We start from the raw sequence: 14,268 nt of genomic DNA, 5'->3' as shown, positions 1-14,268 counted from the left end.
TCTTTTTTAGTAATAAGATTTCATTAACTTTCCGCTTATTTATTCAAAAACTAATAAGCATATAATGAGAAAATATTCTACGCTATTATTTTCAGCGCTCTTTGTATCAGCTTCTTTATTTGCCCAAGAAGCTCCTAAAAAAGAACGTCAACAAGGTCACACCGACCAAAACAAATTTCGACAATTAAAAGATGTATTAGCAACTCCTAACGATCAACGTACAGCATCAGGAGCGCCAGGTCATGCATATACGCAACAAAAAGTTGACTATGTAATGAACTTACGCTTAGATGAAGCTACAGATAGATTATATGGAGATGAAGATATTACTTACCACAACAACTCTAAAGACCATTTAGAATATTTATGGTTACAGTTAGATCAAAATATGCGAGCTCCAGATTCTAAATCTCCATTAGCAGAATCTAATGCAGCAAGAAGTTTTCAAACCCCTGATAAGTTTGTGAGTGACAATATGGATAAGCCAAAAGCATTTGGTTTTAATATTGAAGCCGTAAAATATGCTGATGGTAGAGATTTACCTCATACTATTAATCGTACGATGATGCGTATTAACTTACCTAAACCATTAGCTCCTGGTGAAGTTTTCAAATTCAAAATAAAGTGGAACTACTTAATTAACAACTCTGTTGAAGATGGTGGTCGCTCTGGTTTTGAATCTTTTCCTGACGGAAATAAGAACTACACCATTGCTCAGTTTTTCCCAAGATTATGTGTTTATAATAATGTTGAAGGGTGGCAAAACATGCAGTTCTGGGGGCGTAGTGAATGGGCTTTAGAGTTTGGTGATTACAATGTAAAAATTACAGTTCCTGCTGACCATATTTTAGATGCTACTGGTGAATTACAAAATGAAAAAGAGGTACTAAATAGAGAACAACGTAAACGTTTTGAAAAAGCTAGAAAGTCTTTTAAAGATCCAGTATTTATTGTTACCCAAAAAGAAGCTGAAGAAAACGAAAAACAAAGAACTACTAAAACTAAAACTTGGCATTTTAAAGCTAACAAAGTACGTGACTTTGCTTTTGCTTCATCAAGAAAATATATTTGGGATGCTATGGCTGTAAATATTAACGGTAAAACTATTATGGCGCTGTCTTTATACCCAAAAGAAGGAAATCCGTTATGGGAAGAGCACTCTACTCGTGTTGTTGCTAATACGTTAGAAGAGTATTCAAAAATGACTTTTGATTATCCATACTCTAAAGCAGTATCAGTACACGCTAAGCGTCAAGGAATGGAATATCCAATGATTTGTTTTAACTACGGCCGTCCAAACCCTGATGGAACCTATTCTGATAGGGTTAAAAACGGAATGATTGGAGTAATTACTCATGAGGTTGGCCATAACTTCTTCCCTATGATTGTAAACTCTGATGAGCGTCAATGGACATGGATGGATGAAGGATTGAATTCTTTTGTAGAAATTTTAGCTGAGTTAGATTACGACCCAAACTTCAACACTGGTAATTTACCTAAAGATATTGTTCGTTACATGAGTTTAGATCAAAATAAATTAAGCCCTATTATGTCTCAAGGTGATTATGTACATAATTTCGGACCTAATGCTTACACAAAACCAGCCGCTGGTTTATATATGTTACGTCAAACAATTATGGGACCTGAATTATTCGACTACGCTTTTAGAACATACTCTAAAAGATGGATGTTTAAGCACCCTACTCCTGCCGATTTCTTTAGAACTATGGAAGATGCTTCTGGTATGGATTTAGACTGGTTTTGGAGAGGTTGGTTCTACACCACTGATTATACTGATATTGGAATTAAAGAGGTTAAGCCTTTATACTTAACTAATAAACCAAACGAGGAAACTAAAAAAATACAACAGCAATACCCTTCTTACTTTGCTCGATTGGGTAAGTTAGTTTATTTAACTACTGAAAAGAAAGATGCTGATAAATCTGAAATAGAAACATATATTAGTGGTTTACCTTCAGACAAGAAAGCCAATTTAGAAGATATTCCCAACTATATGTATCAGGTTGAGTTTGAAAAACCAGGTGGTTTAGTTATGCCTATTATTGTAGAATTAACCTATGCTGATGGTTCTAAAAAACGTGAAACTTTTCCTGCTCAAATATGGAAAAAAGATGAGCATAAAGTAAAAAGAGTATTTACTTCTTCTCAAGAAATTAAAAGCATTGTTATAGATCCTGATTTAGAAACTGCTGATATTGATACTTCAAACAACAGTTGGCCTAAGCAAACAACAAACAAGTTTGATGCTTTTAAAAATAAAGCAAAAAATTAATAAAGATTATCTAAACCCAATAAAAAAAGCAGCCTTAAAAGCTGCTTTTTTTATAACTCATCATCTTAATTATTACTTACTAAATAACTTATTTACTTCTTCATAAGTAAGTAATTTAGAAACCGTCATAATATCTGGATCTCTACTTACATACTGTTGAATCTGTAGCATAACAACTCCATCAACTTTAGTATATTTTAACCAGATTACATCTCCATTTGCTTTAATTTTATACGGGTCTCTAGGATTTTCTTCAAAACCTTTTACAATTATTTGATGTAACTTTTCTACATCATTATCTAAGTTTTTAAATGAAAAATGAACATATTCATGGATAGGGTCATTAATATTCTTATAATAAAAGTTATAAGCTTTATCCCCTATTTTCTCTAAATAAACATATTCTATTTTTCCTACTATTTCAGTTTTAGTAGTTTCAATAAATTCAATTTGAGAGTACGAGGCTACAGAAAATAAAAGACCTGTTAATAAAAAAAGTTTTTTCATGAAATTTAAGGGTTTACGTTTGATATTGTTTTCAATTTTTAAATATAACTAAAACAACAACGCTTTTTACCCATAAAAAGTATCTTATCTTATCATTTATTCTCCAGAATACTTCTTTTACAAAACCATTGCATAAGAAAAAAGTTTTCAAATTTGATTCTCTAAACACTAATACTCTATAAATCATCAAAAAAGAAGTAAACAACCAACTCTTTAATGATTAATTTCTTTAAATATTTTTTATTTTGCAGTTCATATTAATTTATAATCCTTCTAAAAATCATGTCTAAAAAAATTTCGTTTCTCTTCTTAGTGATTTTTACTTGCATTGTATCTTATTCTCAAACAAAAAAAGAATATAACGAGAGTGATTTAGAAAATTTTAAAAAAAAGTTCTACCTCAATAGAGAAATTGGTGTTGATAGTTCTCTATACTATATGGACAAGCTTTTACTAAGTAATAATACCGCTTATAAAACTTTTGGATATGCAGCTATAGAATATTTAAAAGTAAGAGAAAAACAATCAATAAATATTTCTTTTAAAGACAGTATAAATAAATATCTACCCAAGATAGCTAAAATCAATAAAAACTTCCCATTACTATTCGATATACATATTCTGTTAGGTAACTCTAATAAAAGAAGAAAGTTAATTAAACCTGCCTTACAAAATTATATTACAGCCGAAAATTATGCTTTGTTAGCTAAAGATATTGGGCGAACTATTAAGATAAAAGGAAATATCGCACTTATTTATCAAGACATGGAAGAGCTTGGTAAAGCTCTTAGCAAAGCAAAAGAAACACTTGAACTTATAGAAGCGAACAAAGAGATTCTTTCAAACAAATATTATAGTAGTAAATATAAAAGAATGTTTAATGTTGCTGCCATCTACGCTACTTTATATAAAAACGATAAAGAAAAGCAGCAGTATGCAGACTCTTCTTTACATTACTATAGTTCGATATTAAAAACAAAAGAGTTCAACCTTAATAACTATTATACTGGTAAAGTTTATTATGGTATCGGTACTGTGTATAATTTAAAAAAGGAATATACTAAAGCTAGTTCTTTTCTTGAAAAAAGTTTAGAGTTATTTGAAAAAAGCAAATCACAATCTTATTTATATAAGGGTTACTACAATAATGGTTTAAACTATTATAGCTTAAATAATTTTGAAAAGGCTAAACAAAACTTTTTAACTGCCCTCAATATTAAAAAAGATACCATCCTAGATGATAATTATATAAAAATGCATGGATATCTTTCACAGATTTACACTTATCAAAATAAAGTAGACTCTGCCAATTATTACTTAAACACATATGTACGTAATCATTCTAAAGTTTCATTAAGAGATAGAAAGCAATTTAAAGAAGCAATTAAAGTTGATTTTGATCAAAAAATAAAAGACTTAAAAGAAGATAGTACTAAAAAGAGTTTTTATTACGAAATCATAGTTATTGGTTTAATTACTATTGTGCTATTTATCACCTTTTTAGTATTTAAAAACACTAAAGAAAAAAAGAAAGCAAAGAAAAAATTAAACGAACTGTTAAGTAAAATTTCAAAAAAAGAAGACCTGACTGAAAAGCCTTTTTCATTATCTAGTCCTTTAAAAATAAAAGATGAGCAACACCAACAAATTATTAGTGGCTTATTAAAAATAGAAGAGAAAAAATATTTTTTAAAGGAAGAATTTAACCTGTACAATGCAGCTAAAAAAATAGGCACTAACACCACTTATTTATCAAAAATAATTAAAGATTATAAAAAAATGAGCTTTAATGATTATACAAATGAGTTACGAATTAATTATATTATTGGAGTATTAAGCAATGACAAGAAAGTGAGATCTTATACAACTCAAGCTATTGGAGAAATAGCTGGATACAAGAACTCTAAGTCCTTTACTCGAATTTTCAAAAAACATATAGGTATAACTCCTTATCAATTTATAGAAAAAATTGATAAGGAGTTATAATGTTATAATTATCTGTAAATACTAAAAAATTTGTACTCATAGCATTTATCTTTACTATCATCTCCAGGAGGTGGAGGTAAACAATCTTCTTCTCCATCTGTATCTGGTCCTCCAAAATCTATTTTATTAGCAGGTGCCTCAATTGGATCTCCTGCAAATATTTTAATCTTTTCTTCTGATGTTAATTCATACTTTGTTAACAACTCAATAGATAAATATTTCATAAGTTTTAATTTTTCAGTTTAGGTAAAGTTAATTTTTTTATCTGTTGTTTTTATTTTTATCACTCTCATTCTTTAACAAGACAAACAAAACACTAACAAACAGCAACTTAACCACATATTAATAGTGCCATTTTTTTTAAATAGTACCTGCTTTTTTCTTAAATAGTCACTTAATACACTTCATTTCCTCTATCAAACTCCCAATATTTGTAATACATAATTCTTAAATGCCGAACCTGAAAAGCATATAAATAGAGTAAGGAAAATTAAAATTAAGTAACCATGTTAAAATCAATTTCAAACTTAGGAAACGTTTTAAATAAATCAGAACAAAGAGAAGTTAATGGAGGGCAAATTGTATGCCCTAGAGGGTATTATTTAAAATGTGACTGGATAAGATGCTGGTGTGAATCAGAACATATTGAAGAACCTATTGAAGAACCTATTGACTTTGATTTTTTTGATTATTAAAAACTAATTAATTATGTTAAAATCAATTTCAAACTTAGGAAACGTTTTGAATAAATCAGAACAAAGAGAAATCAATGGGGGAATACTACAGTGTCCTGACCATACAGTATATACATGTATTGGTACACCTCCTATGGTATCTTGTTGGTGTCAGTCTTACCTTCAACCAGGTGATGATTTCGTAAGGTAATTTAAAAATAAAAGGCGGCTTTTTTAAAATGTAACTGAATAAGGTGTTTGTGCCAATCAGAACATATTGAAGAGTCTATTGAGATAAAAGGTCATTAAAATATTAATAACTAAAATCAATTAATTATGTTAAAGTCAATTTCAAATTTAGGTAATGTTTTAAATAAAACAGAACAAGTAACTATTAATGGAGGTCAAATTTCATGCCCAAGAGGTCAAGTACTAAGATGTAACTGGTTAGGCTGTTGGTGTGAAGCTGAAATAGATGATACGCCAGAAGACTTTAAAAAATAAATATTGCCATATTTTGTAGAACAACCAGTATATCTTTTAGGGTATACTGGTTGTTTTTATTTTTAAAGTTTACGTTAAGCTTAAAACTTTTACACTAATTTCTTAGCATTTTTAGCTTTTTGCTTGGTAAGTGCAATATCAATTACCTCGCTCATGTCAGTTACATAATGGAATGTTAATCCTTTTAAGTAACTCTCTTTTATTTCTTCTATATCTCTTTTATTATCAACACACAAAATAATTTCTTTAATATTAGCTCGTTTCGCCGCTAATATTTTTTCTTTAATTCCACCTACTGGTAACACTTTACCACGTAAAGTAATTTCACCAGTCATTGCTAGTTTATTTTTCACCCTACGTTGCGTAAATACAGATACTAATGATGTTAACATTGTAATACCAGCACTTGGTCCATCTTTAGGAGTAGCGCCTTCTGGTACGTGAATATGTACATCATATTTATCTAACACTTCAGGGTTAATACCAAACTCTTCAGCATTTGATTTGATATATTTCATGGCAATGGTTGATGATTCTTTCATGACGGTACCCAAATTCCCCGTAATTGAAAGGTTCCCTTTTCCTTTAGAAATGATAGACTCTATAAATAATATATCTCCTCCAACACTCGTCCAAGCCAATCCTGTAACTACTCCCGCAACATCGTTACTTTCATATTTATCACGTTCTAAACGTGCAGGCCCTAAAATAGTTTCAATATCCTCATTAGTCAACGTAACATTATACTCCTCTTCCATTGCAATAGATTTTGCAGCAAAACGAACTACCTTAGCCACTTGTTTTTCCAAACCACGAACCCCAGATTCACGAGTATATCCTTCTACAATTTTCTCAATTTGTTTTTTACCAACATTTAAGTGTTCTTTTGATAAACCGTGCTCTTTTAATTGTTTTGGAAACAAGTATTTTTTAGCTATTTCTACTTTTTCTTCAATGGTATAACCAGTTACATTAATAATCTCCATACGATCACGCAATGCCCATGGAATCTGACTGATATTATTTGCTGTAGCTATAAATAATACTTTAGAAAGGTCGTATCCTACTTCTAAATAGTTATCATAAAACGCTGTATTTTGTTCTGGATCCAATACTTCTAACATAGCAGAAGAAGGATCTCCTTGGTGGCTTTGACTTAGTTTATCAATCTCATCTAAAACAAATACTGGGTTTGAATTCCCTGCTTTTTTGATATTTTGAATTAAACGCCCTGGCATCGCTCCAATATACGTTTTACGGTGTCCGCGAATTTCAGCTTCATCACGTAAACCACCTAAAGACATACGTACATATTTGCGACCTAATGCTTCTGCAACCGATTTACCTAACGATGTTTTACCTACTCCTGGAGGACCATACAAGCAAATAATTGGCGACTTCATATCTCCACGTAATTTTAAAACAGCTAAATGTTCTATAATACGTTCTTTTACTTTTTCTAAACCGAAATGGTCTCTATCCAGTATTTTTTGAGCTCTTTTTAAGTCAAACTTATCTTTAGAATATTCGCCCCAAGGCAACTCTAACATTAACTCTAAATAGTTGCGTTGTACACCGTATTCCGCCATTTGAGGATTCATACGCTTTAAACGACTTAACTCTTTATCAAAAGTTTCACCAACCTCTTTACTCCATTTTTTCGACTTTGCTTTAGTACGCATTTCATCTAGCTCTTGCTCATGAGAAACACCTCCTAGTTCATCTTGAATGGTTTTTAATTGTTGGTTTAAGTAATACTCACGTTGTTGCTGGTCTAAATCAGAACGTGTTTTAGACTGAATATCGTTACGTAGCTGTAATTTTTGAAGCTCTTTATCTAAATTCTTTAAAGTTAACAACGCACGTTCTTTTAAGTTATCTTTCTCTAACAATACTTGTTTTTGCGCTACGCTTAACTCCATATTTGATGAAATAAAATTCACCAAAAACGAACTAGATTGAATATTTTTTATCGCAAATGATGCTTCTGAAGGCAACATTGGGTTTTCTTTAATTACCTCTAATGCTAAATCTTTAATCGATTCGATAATTGCATCAAATTCTTTTTGATCATCAATTTCTCGCTCATCAATAGCTTCTTTTACCTTTGCTTTTAAATAAGGCTGTTCTTGCGTAATTTCTTCTATTTCAAAACGCTTTTTACCTTGAATAATAACCGTTGTGTTACCATCAGGCATTTTTAACACACGTAATATTTGCGCTACGACACCTGTTTGATAAATATCATCTAACCCAGGATCTTCAACTTCGCTATTTCTTTGTGCAACTACTCCAACAACTTTATCTCCTTTATTTGCATCTTTAATTAACTGAATAGATTTATCTCTACCTGCAGTAATTGGTATCACAACCCCAGGAAATAATACCGTATTACGTAGCGGAAGAATTGGTAACTCTTCAGGAATACTTTCTTTATTTATTAATTCTTCATCTTCTGGTGTTAATAATGGAATTAATTCTGAATCTTCATTAAAAACATCTTGAAGCGACAAATTGTCTAAATGTAATATTTTTGATTTGCTCATATCTTACTTATTCTGTCATAGTGGCACTTCTTAATTTTCCTTTTAAAGAAAACCACTTTTTTAAAATCATAAATTACTGATAAACAAAAGAATACAATCATCTTTATACTTATCTTACTATCTATAATTCAATTCTTATGCCAACAAAAGCTATAAATAACTTAAATTGTAACTTATTTTATTCCGAGTCGTCTTACTAATATCATTTTCAATAAAAACTAACAAAAAAATGAAAATTAAACTTTTATTCCTTTCCTTTATACTAGTATTTGCTAGTTGTACTTCTAAATCAAACTCCCCAGAATTTATAAAAAAAGCCGCTGGACGCTATTATTTTAATGCTGATGAAATTATAGAAGTTACTTTTGATGATACTAATAAATTACTCATAAAATGGCGTAATCAAAATTTAGAGCCTTTAAAAGTTAATGATTCTTCTTTTTATGTTCGAGAATTGAATGAAAAGCTAATTTTTAATACTTCTCATAATAAAATTGAGTTGGCTGTAAAACGTGAACATGAAGGCAAAAAATATGTATTTAAAAAACTAAAAAAAGGAGAAAAAACACCAAGCGAACATTTGGCTGATGGTAATTTTGAAGCAGCTCTAAAAGGTTATAAAGCCATTAAAATAAAAGATAGTTTAAGCCCCGTAATTAGAGAGCGAAACTTAAATAGATTAGGATATCAATATCTTAGAAAAGATGAGTTTGAAAATGCTATTAATGTTTTTAAAATTAATATTGAACTATACCCTAATAGTTCTAATACCTACGATAGTACTGGAGATGCTTATGCAAAAATGAAAGACACTGTAAAAGCTATTGAATACTATAAAAAAGCACTTACCATCAATCCTGAAAACAGAAGCTCTAAGAGAAACTTAGAAAAACTGACTTCAAAAAATCAAGAGTAATGAAGCAATTAAAATACCCTATTGGTAAACCTAACATTCCTAATGAAATTTCTTCTGAACTCCTTGCTGAATGGATTGCTATAATTGAAAACTTTCCTGAAGGGCTGGAAAAACTAGTTTCTAATTTATCTGAAGAACAATTAGACACTTCATATAGAAAAAATGGTTGGACTATCCGACAAGTAATCCATCATTGTGCCGATAGTCATCATAACTCTTACACACGTTTTAAATGGACTCTTACGGAAGACAAACCTGTTATAAAAGCGTATTTTGAAGACCGTTGGGCTGAACTGTTTGATTCAAAAAATGCTCCAATACAACTTTCTTTAGATGTTTTGAAAGCTTTACACGCTAAATGGGTTTACTTCTTAAAAGGTTTAACTGAAGATGAATTAAATAAATCGTTTATCCATCCTGACGGAAATGAAGAAGTCAGTTTAAAAGAAAATATAGGTATTTATGCTTGGCATTGTAACCATCATTATGCTCATATTGAGCAATTATTAATTAGAAATAATTGGTGTTAAGTTTACACTAAAATCAACAGAGCAATACCTACAAAAACTACAATCTGCGCCCATTTTAAATATACTCCTATTTTATTATGTTGTTTGATGTAATCGGAAATTTTTCCTGCTAAAATAGCTATTGAAGAAAAGATTACAAACGATATTAAAATAAACAAACCACCTAATACATAAAACTGGATAACATTTGACAAGGTGTCAGAAAATAAAAACTGAGGAAAAAATGCTAAGAAAAAAATCGTAACCTTAGGGTTTAATACATTCATCCAAAAACCTGTTTTGAATAATTGTAATGTTGATTTTTTCTGAACATTATCTGTAGAAAAAGCAATTTTTGCGTCGCTTTTATACACTTGATATGCTAGATACAACAAATATCCTGCTCCGAATAATTTAATAATAAAAAATAAACTCGGGTTCTGATTGATGATTTCTGAAACTCCAAAAGCAACTAGAGTTGTATGAATGATACACCCTGTCATTAAGCCAACAACGGTAGCCAATCCATATTTTTTACCGTTGACAATACTTTGGGTTAATACAAAAATATTATCAGGTCCAGGAGAAAAAGCCAAAGTAGCAGTCGCTAATACAAAAGAGATGAGGGTTTCTAGCATAAATTAACTTTCAGCTAAAATAGCTTTATTGATTCTTTTTACCAAACTAGGTCCTTCGTAAATAAATCCTGTATAAATTTGAACTAAATCTGCTCCTGCTTTAAACTTCTCTAAGGCATCTTTTTCAGAATGAATGCCTCCTACCCCAACAATTGGAAATGCTTTATTAGAATTATCTGCTAAGTATTGAATTACTTTGGTACTTCTATTTTTAACCGGTTGCCCGCTTACACCACCGTTACCTATTTCTTGTAAACGTTTTTTAGAAGCTTTTAAATTATCTCTATTTACTGAAGTATTCGACGCTATAACTCCGTCAATCTTAGTTTCTGCTACCAACTCAATAATTTCATCTAATTGTTGATTGTTTAAATCTGGTGCAATCTTTAATAAAATTGGTTTGCTTCGACTACGCTCAGCAACCGATAATTCTTTACCAATCTTTTGCACCTCAGTGATTAATTCCTTTAAATAATCAACATCTTCTAACTTTGCGTGACTAGATACGTTTGGACAACTTACATTCAATACAAAATAATCTACATATGGATGTAACCCTTTAAAACACGTTACGTAATCTTCTGTGTAGTTTTCAGGAGCTGTATTGGTGTTTTTTCCAATATTTCCTCCTATAATAATTTTTCCCTTGTTCTTTTTTAATTGTTCAATGGCTGCTTCTAACCCTTCGTTATTAAATCCCATTCTATTGATAATTCCTTTATCATCTTTTAAGCGGAATAAACGTTTCTTCGGGTTTCCTACTTGACCTTTAGGTGTAACCGTACCAATTTCAACAAAACCAAAACCAAAATTAGCTAACTCATTATACAAAACTGCATTTTTATCAAATCCAGCTGCTAACCCTACTGGATTTTTAAAAGTTAACCCGAATAAATTACGCTCTAATTTTTTATCATTCACTTGATACATTCCTCTAAAAATAGACAACATTCCTGGTATCTTCGATAAAAACTTCACTAACGAAAATGTAAAGTGGTGAATTTTTTCAGGATCAAAAAGGAAAAAAAATGGGCGAATAAGTAATTTGTACATTGTTGTAATTATAATCTTCGGTTGTTAAATATAAAAAAAGCTCCAAAAATGGAGCTTCTGAATTATCGTAATACAGCGTCTAAACTCTTTTCGAATGTTTGCTGTAGTTTCTGCATTATCTTATCTATTTGTTTGTCTGCTAAAGTTTTGTTTTCATCTTGCAATACAAAACTTACTGCATACGACTTTTTACCTTCTGGTAATTTGTCTCCTTCATACACATCAAACAAATCAACTTCTTTTAAAAGCTTTCTTTCTGATTGAAATGCTAAGTTATAAATTTCTTTAAACTCAATTGTATTATCTAGTAACAACGCTAAATCACGCTTTACAGCTGGGAATTTAGGTAAATCAGTTACTTTTATGTTTTTGTTACCTACTAAACTTAAAATATTCTGCCAATTAAAGTCAGCGAATAATACTTCTTGTTTAACCGAAAACTCTTTTAAGACTGTTCTTTTTACAACACCTAATTCTACCAACTTAGTTTTCCCTAAACTTAAGGTAATACCTTCAGAAAATACATCTGTTTTTGTTGGGGTGGTTTTTAACTTCTCAATTCCTAAACGACTTAACAAGGCTGTTACAATTCCTTTAACATAAAAGAAGTCTGATACTTGCGTAGCTACCTTCCAGCTATCTTGCGTTCTGTTTCCTGTAACAAACAATGTTAAATGTTTGTCTTCTTGGTATCCACTTTCGTATTTATGATAGGTTTTACCAAACTCATAAAACTTTAATGAGTTATTCTTTCTATTAATATTGTAAGCTACAGATTCTAAACCACTAAACAGTAATGATTGACGCATTACTTTTAAGTCATTACTTAATGGGTTTAACATTTCAACGTTGAAATCAGCTTTTAAGTTCTCTGACAACTCAATATAATCAGCTTTCGTTAACGAGTTTGCCATGGTTTCGTTAAACCCTAACGATGTTAACTGGTCTGCTACTATGTTTTCAATTTTTACGTCTTTATCACTATCAAAAGAAATTGACGTATTTAATTTATGAGAAAACTCTATGTTGTTATATCCGTAAACACGTAAGATTTCTTCAATAATATCAGCTTCACGTTGTACATCTACTCGGTAAGACGGTACTACTAAACCTAAACCTGCTTCTGTAACACTATTAATTTTAATATCTAATGAAGCTAAAATCTTTTTAATAGTTTCTTTCGGAATTTCTTGCCCTATTAACTTATAAGCATTTTCAAATGATAAGAATACTTCAAAATCTTCAATCTTAACGGGGTAAAAGTCTAAAATATCAGAAGACATCTTTCCTCCTGCATATTCTTCAATTAATAAAGCAGCACGCTTTAAAGCATATTTTGTCGTGTTAATATCAATTCCTCTTTCAAAACGGAAAGACGCATCGGTATTTAATCCGTGGCGTTTCGCTGTTTTTCTTACTGATACAGGGTTAAAATAGGCGCTTTCTAAGAAAATAGAAGTTGTATGTTCTGTAACTCCTGATTTTGCTCCTCCAAATACACCACCAATACACAATGGGTTATCATCAGCATCACAAATCATAATATCTTCAGAAGATAATTCTCTTTCTACATCATCTAATGTTGTAAACTTTGTTCCTTCTTCTAAAGTTTTAACAACTACTTTTCCTCCTCTAATTTTGGAAGCATCAAAAGCGTGTAATGGCTGTCCCAATTCATGTAGAACATAATTTGTAATATCTACAATATTGTTTTTAGGAACTAAGCCTATTGCTTTTAATCTATTTTGAATCCACTCTGGCGATTCTTTTACTTCAATATCACTAATAGTAATACCACAGTAACGAGGTGCTAAATCCTTATCCTCTATTTCTATATCAATTTTATGAGTACGTTCATCTACATGAAAATCTGATACAGATGGAGAAATCAATTCAATGTTTGTTCCTTGTTGAATCAATCCAGCTCTTAAATCGCGTGCAACACCGTAATGACTCATTGCATCTGCACGGTTTGGTGTTAAACCAATTTCAAAAACGTGGTCCTTTTCAATATTAAAAACTTCTGAACACGGAGTACCTGGAACCAAACTCTCGTCTAACACCATAATACCATCATGACTTTGTCCTAAACCTAATTCATCTTCAGCACAAATCATCCCATGACTTACTTCTCCTCGTATCTTTCCTTTTTTAATTTTAAACCCTTCTCCTTTTTCATCATACAATATAGTCCCAACTGTAGCTACAGGAACTTTTTGACCTGCCGCAACATTTGGTGCACCGCATACAATTTGTACAGGGTTACCATCTCCTAAATCAACAGTAGTAACTTTTAGCTTGTCTGCATTTTCATGCTTTTCACAAGTTTTCACCTCTCCTACGACAACTCCTTTTAGGCTTCCTTTAATACTCTCTACAGTTTCTATTCCTTCAACTTCAAGACCCAAATCAGTTAATAACTCACCTGTTTTCTCAGCTTCCCAATCTGTTTGTAAAAATTGTTGTAACCAATTGTATGATATCTTCATAATCAATCTCTAATTTTAGCGTGCAAATTTACGCAAAATAAAGGAAAAACTATAAACTAGTTATCTACAAAAGATATACAACTGATTATTAACCTTTTGGTAACATTGGAAAATTATATTTTTTATTGATTTGTAACAGGTTAACAAAATTTT

At 30.8% G+C, this 14,268-nt stretch carries 13 protein-coding genes; 7 read left to right on the top strand and 6 right to left on the bottom strand.

Annotated elements, in window-relative coordinates; translation table 11 throughout:
* The first annotated feature begins 64 nt into the window (after nucleotides 1-64).
* Complete coding sequence (locus C7448_RS11630) at nucleotides 65-2,293, top strand: M1 family metallopeptidase (protein WP_115901556.1); 2,229 nt, start codon at nucleotides 65-67, stop codon at nucleotides 2,291-2,293.
* 72 nt (nucleotides 2,294-2,365) lie between these two features.
* On the opposite strand, the gene C7448_RS11625 is transcribed toward C7448_RS11630, so the two are convergent.
* The gene (locus tag C7448_RS11625; protein ID WP_115901555.1) at nucleotides 2,366-2,800 is read right to left on the bottom strand and encodes a hypothetical protein; all 435 of its coding nucleotides are present in this window, start codon (nucleotides 2,798-2,800) and stop codon (nucleotides 2,366-2,368) included.
* Nucleotides 2,801-3,082: 282 nt separating this feature from the next.
* Here C7448_RS11625 and C7448_RS11620 point away from each other — a divergent pair, with 282 nt between their 5' ends.
* The gene (locus C7448_RS11620; protein ID WP_115901554.1) at nucleotides 3,083-4,786 is read left to right on the top strand and encodes an AraC family transcriptional regulator; all 1,704 of its coding nucleotides are present in this window, start codon (nucleotides 3,083-3,085) and stop codon (nucleotides 4,784-4,786) included.
* 8 nt (nucleotides 4,787-4,794) lie between these two features.
* On the opposite strand, the gene C7448_RS11615 is transcribed toward C7448_RS11620, so the two are convergent.
* Nucleotides 4,795-5,010: a hypothetical protein gene (locus tag C7448_RS11615; RefSeq protein WP_115901553.1), complete on the bottom strand. Its 216-nt coding sequence runs from the start codon at nucleotides 5,008-5,010 to the stop codon at nucleotides 4,795-4,797.
* Between the two features lie 282 nt (nucleotides 5,011-5,292).
* Here C7448_RS11615 and C7448_RS11610 point away from each other — a divergent pair, with 282 nt between their 5' ends.
* The 3 genes from C7448_RS11610 to C7448_RS15860 all read left to right on the top strand — a co-directional run bounded on the left by C7448_RS11610 (nucleotide 5,293) and on the right by C7448_RS15860 (nucleotide 5,964).
* Nucleotides 5,293-5,481, top strand: coding sequence for a hypothetical protein (locus tag C7448_RS11610; protein WP_115901552.1), 189 nt, complete (start codon nucleotides 5,293-5,295; stop codon nucleotides 5,479-5,481).
* Between the two features lie 13 nt (nucleotides 5,482-5,494).
* The gene (locus C7448_RS15865; protein ID WP_170137039.1) at nucleotides 5,495-5,671 is read left to right on the top strand and encodes a hypothetical protein; all 177 of its coding nucleotides are present in this window, start codon (nucleotides 5,495-5,497) and stop codon (nucleotides 5,669-5,671) included.
* A 125-nt stretch (nucleotides 5,672-5,796) separates the two neighbouring features.
* Nucleotides 5,797-5,964 (top strand): hypothetical protein, encoded by a 168-nt coding sequence (locus tag C7448_RS15860; RefSeq protein ID WP_170137038.1) that lies wholly within the window; start codon nucleotides 5,797-5,799, stop codon nucleotides 5,962-5,964.
* Nucleotides 5,965-6,053: 89 nt separating this feature from the next.
* On the opposite strand, the gene lon is transcribed toward C7448_RS15860, so the two are convergent.
* Nucleotides 6,054-8,510: an endopeptidase La gene (gene lon / locus C7448_RS11605; protein ID WP_115901551.1), complete on the bottom strand. Its 2,457-nt coding sequence runs from the start codon at nucleotides 8,508-8,510 to the stop codon at nucleotides 6,054-6,056.
* A gap of 229 nt (nucleotides 8,511-8,739) precedes the next feature.
* On the opposite strand from lon, the gene C7448_RS11600 reads away from it, so the two are divergent.
* Nucleotides 8,740-9,426: a tetratricopeptide repeat protein gene (locus C7448_RS11600; RefSeq protein ID WP_115901550.1), complete on the top strand. Its 687-nt coding sequence runs from the start codon at nucleotides 8,740-8,742 to the stop codon at nucleotides 9,424-9,426.
* The gene (locus tag C7448_RS11595; protein ID WP_115901549.1) at nucleotides 9,426-9,956 is read left to right on the top strand and encodes a YfiT family bacillithiol transferase; all 531 of its coding nucleotides are present in this window, start codon (nucleotides 9,426-9,428) and stop codon (nucleotides 9,954-9,956) included. The genes C7448_RS11600 and C7448_RS11595 overlap by 1 nt, the downstream gene beginning before the upstream one ends.
* A 2-nt stretch (nucleotides 9,957-9,958) precedes the next feature.
* Here the strand turns inward: C7448_RS11595 and C7448_RS11590 are convergent, their stop codons facing one another.
* The 3 genes from C7448_RS11590 to pheT all read right to left on the bottom strand — a co-directional run bounded on the left by C7448_RS11590 (nucleotide 9,959) and on the right by pheT (nucleotide 14,115).
* Nucleotides 9,959-10,573, bottom strand: coding sequence for a LysE family translocator (locus C7448_RS11590; RefSeq protein WP_115901548.1), 615 nt, complete (start codon nucleotides 10,571-10,573; stop codon nucleotides 9,959-9,961).
* 3 nt (nucleotides 10,574-10,576) lie between these two features.
* Nucleotides 10,577-11,626, bottom strand: a complete 1,050-nt coding sequence (locus tag C7448_RS11585) for a quinone-dependent dihydroorotate dehydrogenase (protein WP_115901547.1) — start codon at nucleotides 11,624-11,626, stop codon at nucleotides 10,577-10,579.
* 62 nt (nucleotides 11,627-11,688) lie between these two features.
* On the bottom strand, nucleotides 11,689-14,115 hold the full coding sequence (gene pheT, locus C7448_RS11580; protein WP_115901546.1) for a phenylalanine--tRNA ligase subunit beta: 2,427 nt from the start codon (nucleotides 14,113-14,115) through the stop codon (nucleotides 11,689-11,691).
* Nucleotides 14,116-14,268 lie beyond the last annotated feature (153 nt).

It is taken from the genome of Tenacibaculum gallaicum (assembly GCF_003387615.1).
GTDB lineage: Bacteria > Bacteroidota > Bacteroidia > Flavobacteriales > Flavobacteriaceae > Polaribacter > Polaribacter gallaicus.
Note: the sequence above shows the minus strand (reverse complement) of the source record. Positions and strands in the feature narration are given on the sequence as shown.

Bases quoted from the DNA above. Each gene is read 5' to 3' on its own strand.
- C7448_RS11585 (WP_115901547.1), bottom strand. From the start codon at position 11,626: ATGTACAAATTACTTATTCGCCCATTTTTTTTCCTTTTTGATCCTGAA.
- C7448_RS11615 (WP_115901553.1), bottom strand. From the start codon at position 5,010: ATGAAATATTTATCTATTGAGTTGTTAACAAAGTATGAATTAACATCA.
- pheT (WP_115901546.1), bottom strand. From the start codon at position 14,115: ATGAAGATATCATACAATTGGTTACAACAATTTTTACAAACAGATTGG.
- C7448_RS11620 (WP_115901554.1), top strand. From the start codon at position 3,083: ATGTCTAAAAAAATTTCGTTTCTCTTCTTAGTGATTTTTACTTGCATT.
- C7448_RS15860 (WP_170137038.1), top strand. From the start codon at position 5,797: ATGTTAAAGTCAATTTCAAATTTAGGTAATGTTTTAAATAAAACAGAA.
- C7448_RS11625 (WP_115901555.1), bottom strand. From the start codon at position 2,800: ATGAAAAAACTTTTTTTATTAACAGGTCTTTTATTTTCTGTAGCCTCG.
- C7448_RS11630 (WP_115901556.1), top strand. From the start codon at position 65: ATGAGAAAATATTCTACGCTATTATTTTCAGCGCTCTTTGTATCAGCT.
- C7448_RS11600 (WP_115901550.1), top strand. From the start codon at position 8,740: ATGAAAATTAAACTTTTATTCCTTTCCTTTATACTAGTATTTGCTAGT.
- C7448_RS11595 (WP_115901549.1), top strand. From the start codon at position 9,426: ATGAAGCAATTAAAATACCCTATTGGTAAACCTAACATTCCTAATGAA.
- C7448_RS15865 (WP_170137039.1), top strand. From the start codon at position 5,495: ATGTTAAAATCAATTTCAAACTTAGGAAACGTTTTGAATAAATCAGAA.
- C7448_RS11610 (WP_115901552.1), top strand. From the start codon at position 5,293: ATGTTAAAATCAATTTCAAACTTAGGAAACGTTTTAAATAAATCAGAA.
- lon (WP_115901551.1), bottom strand. From the start codon at position 8,510: ATGAGCAAATCAAAAATATTACATTTAGACAATTTGTCGCTTCAAGAT.
- C7448_RS11590 (WP_115901548.1), bottom strand. From the start codon at position 10,573: ATGCTAGAAACCCTCATCTCTTTTGTATTAGCGACTGCTACTTTGGCT.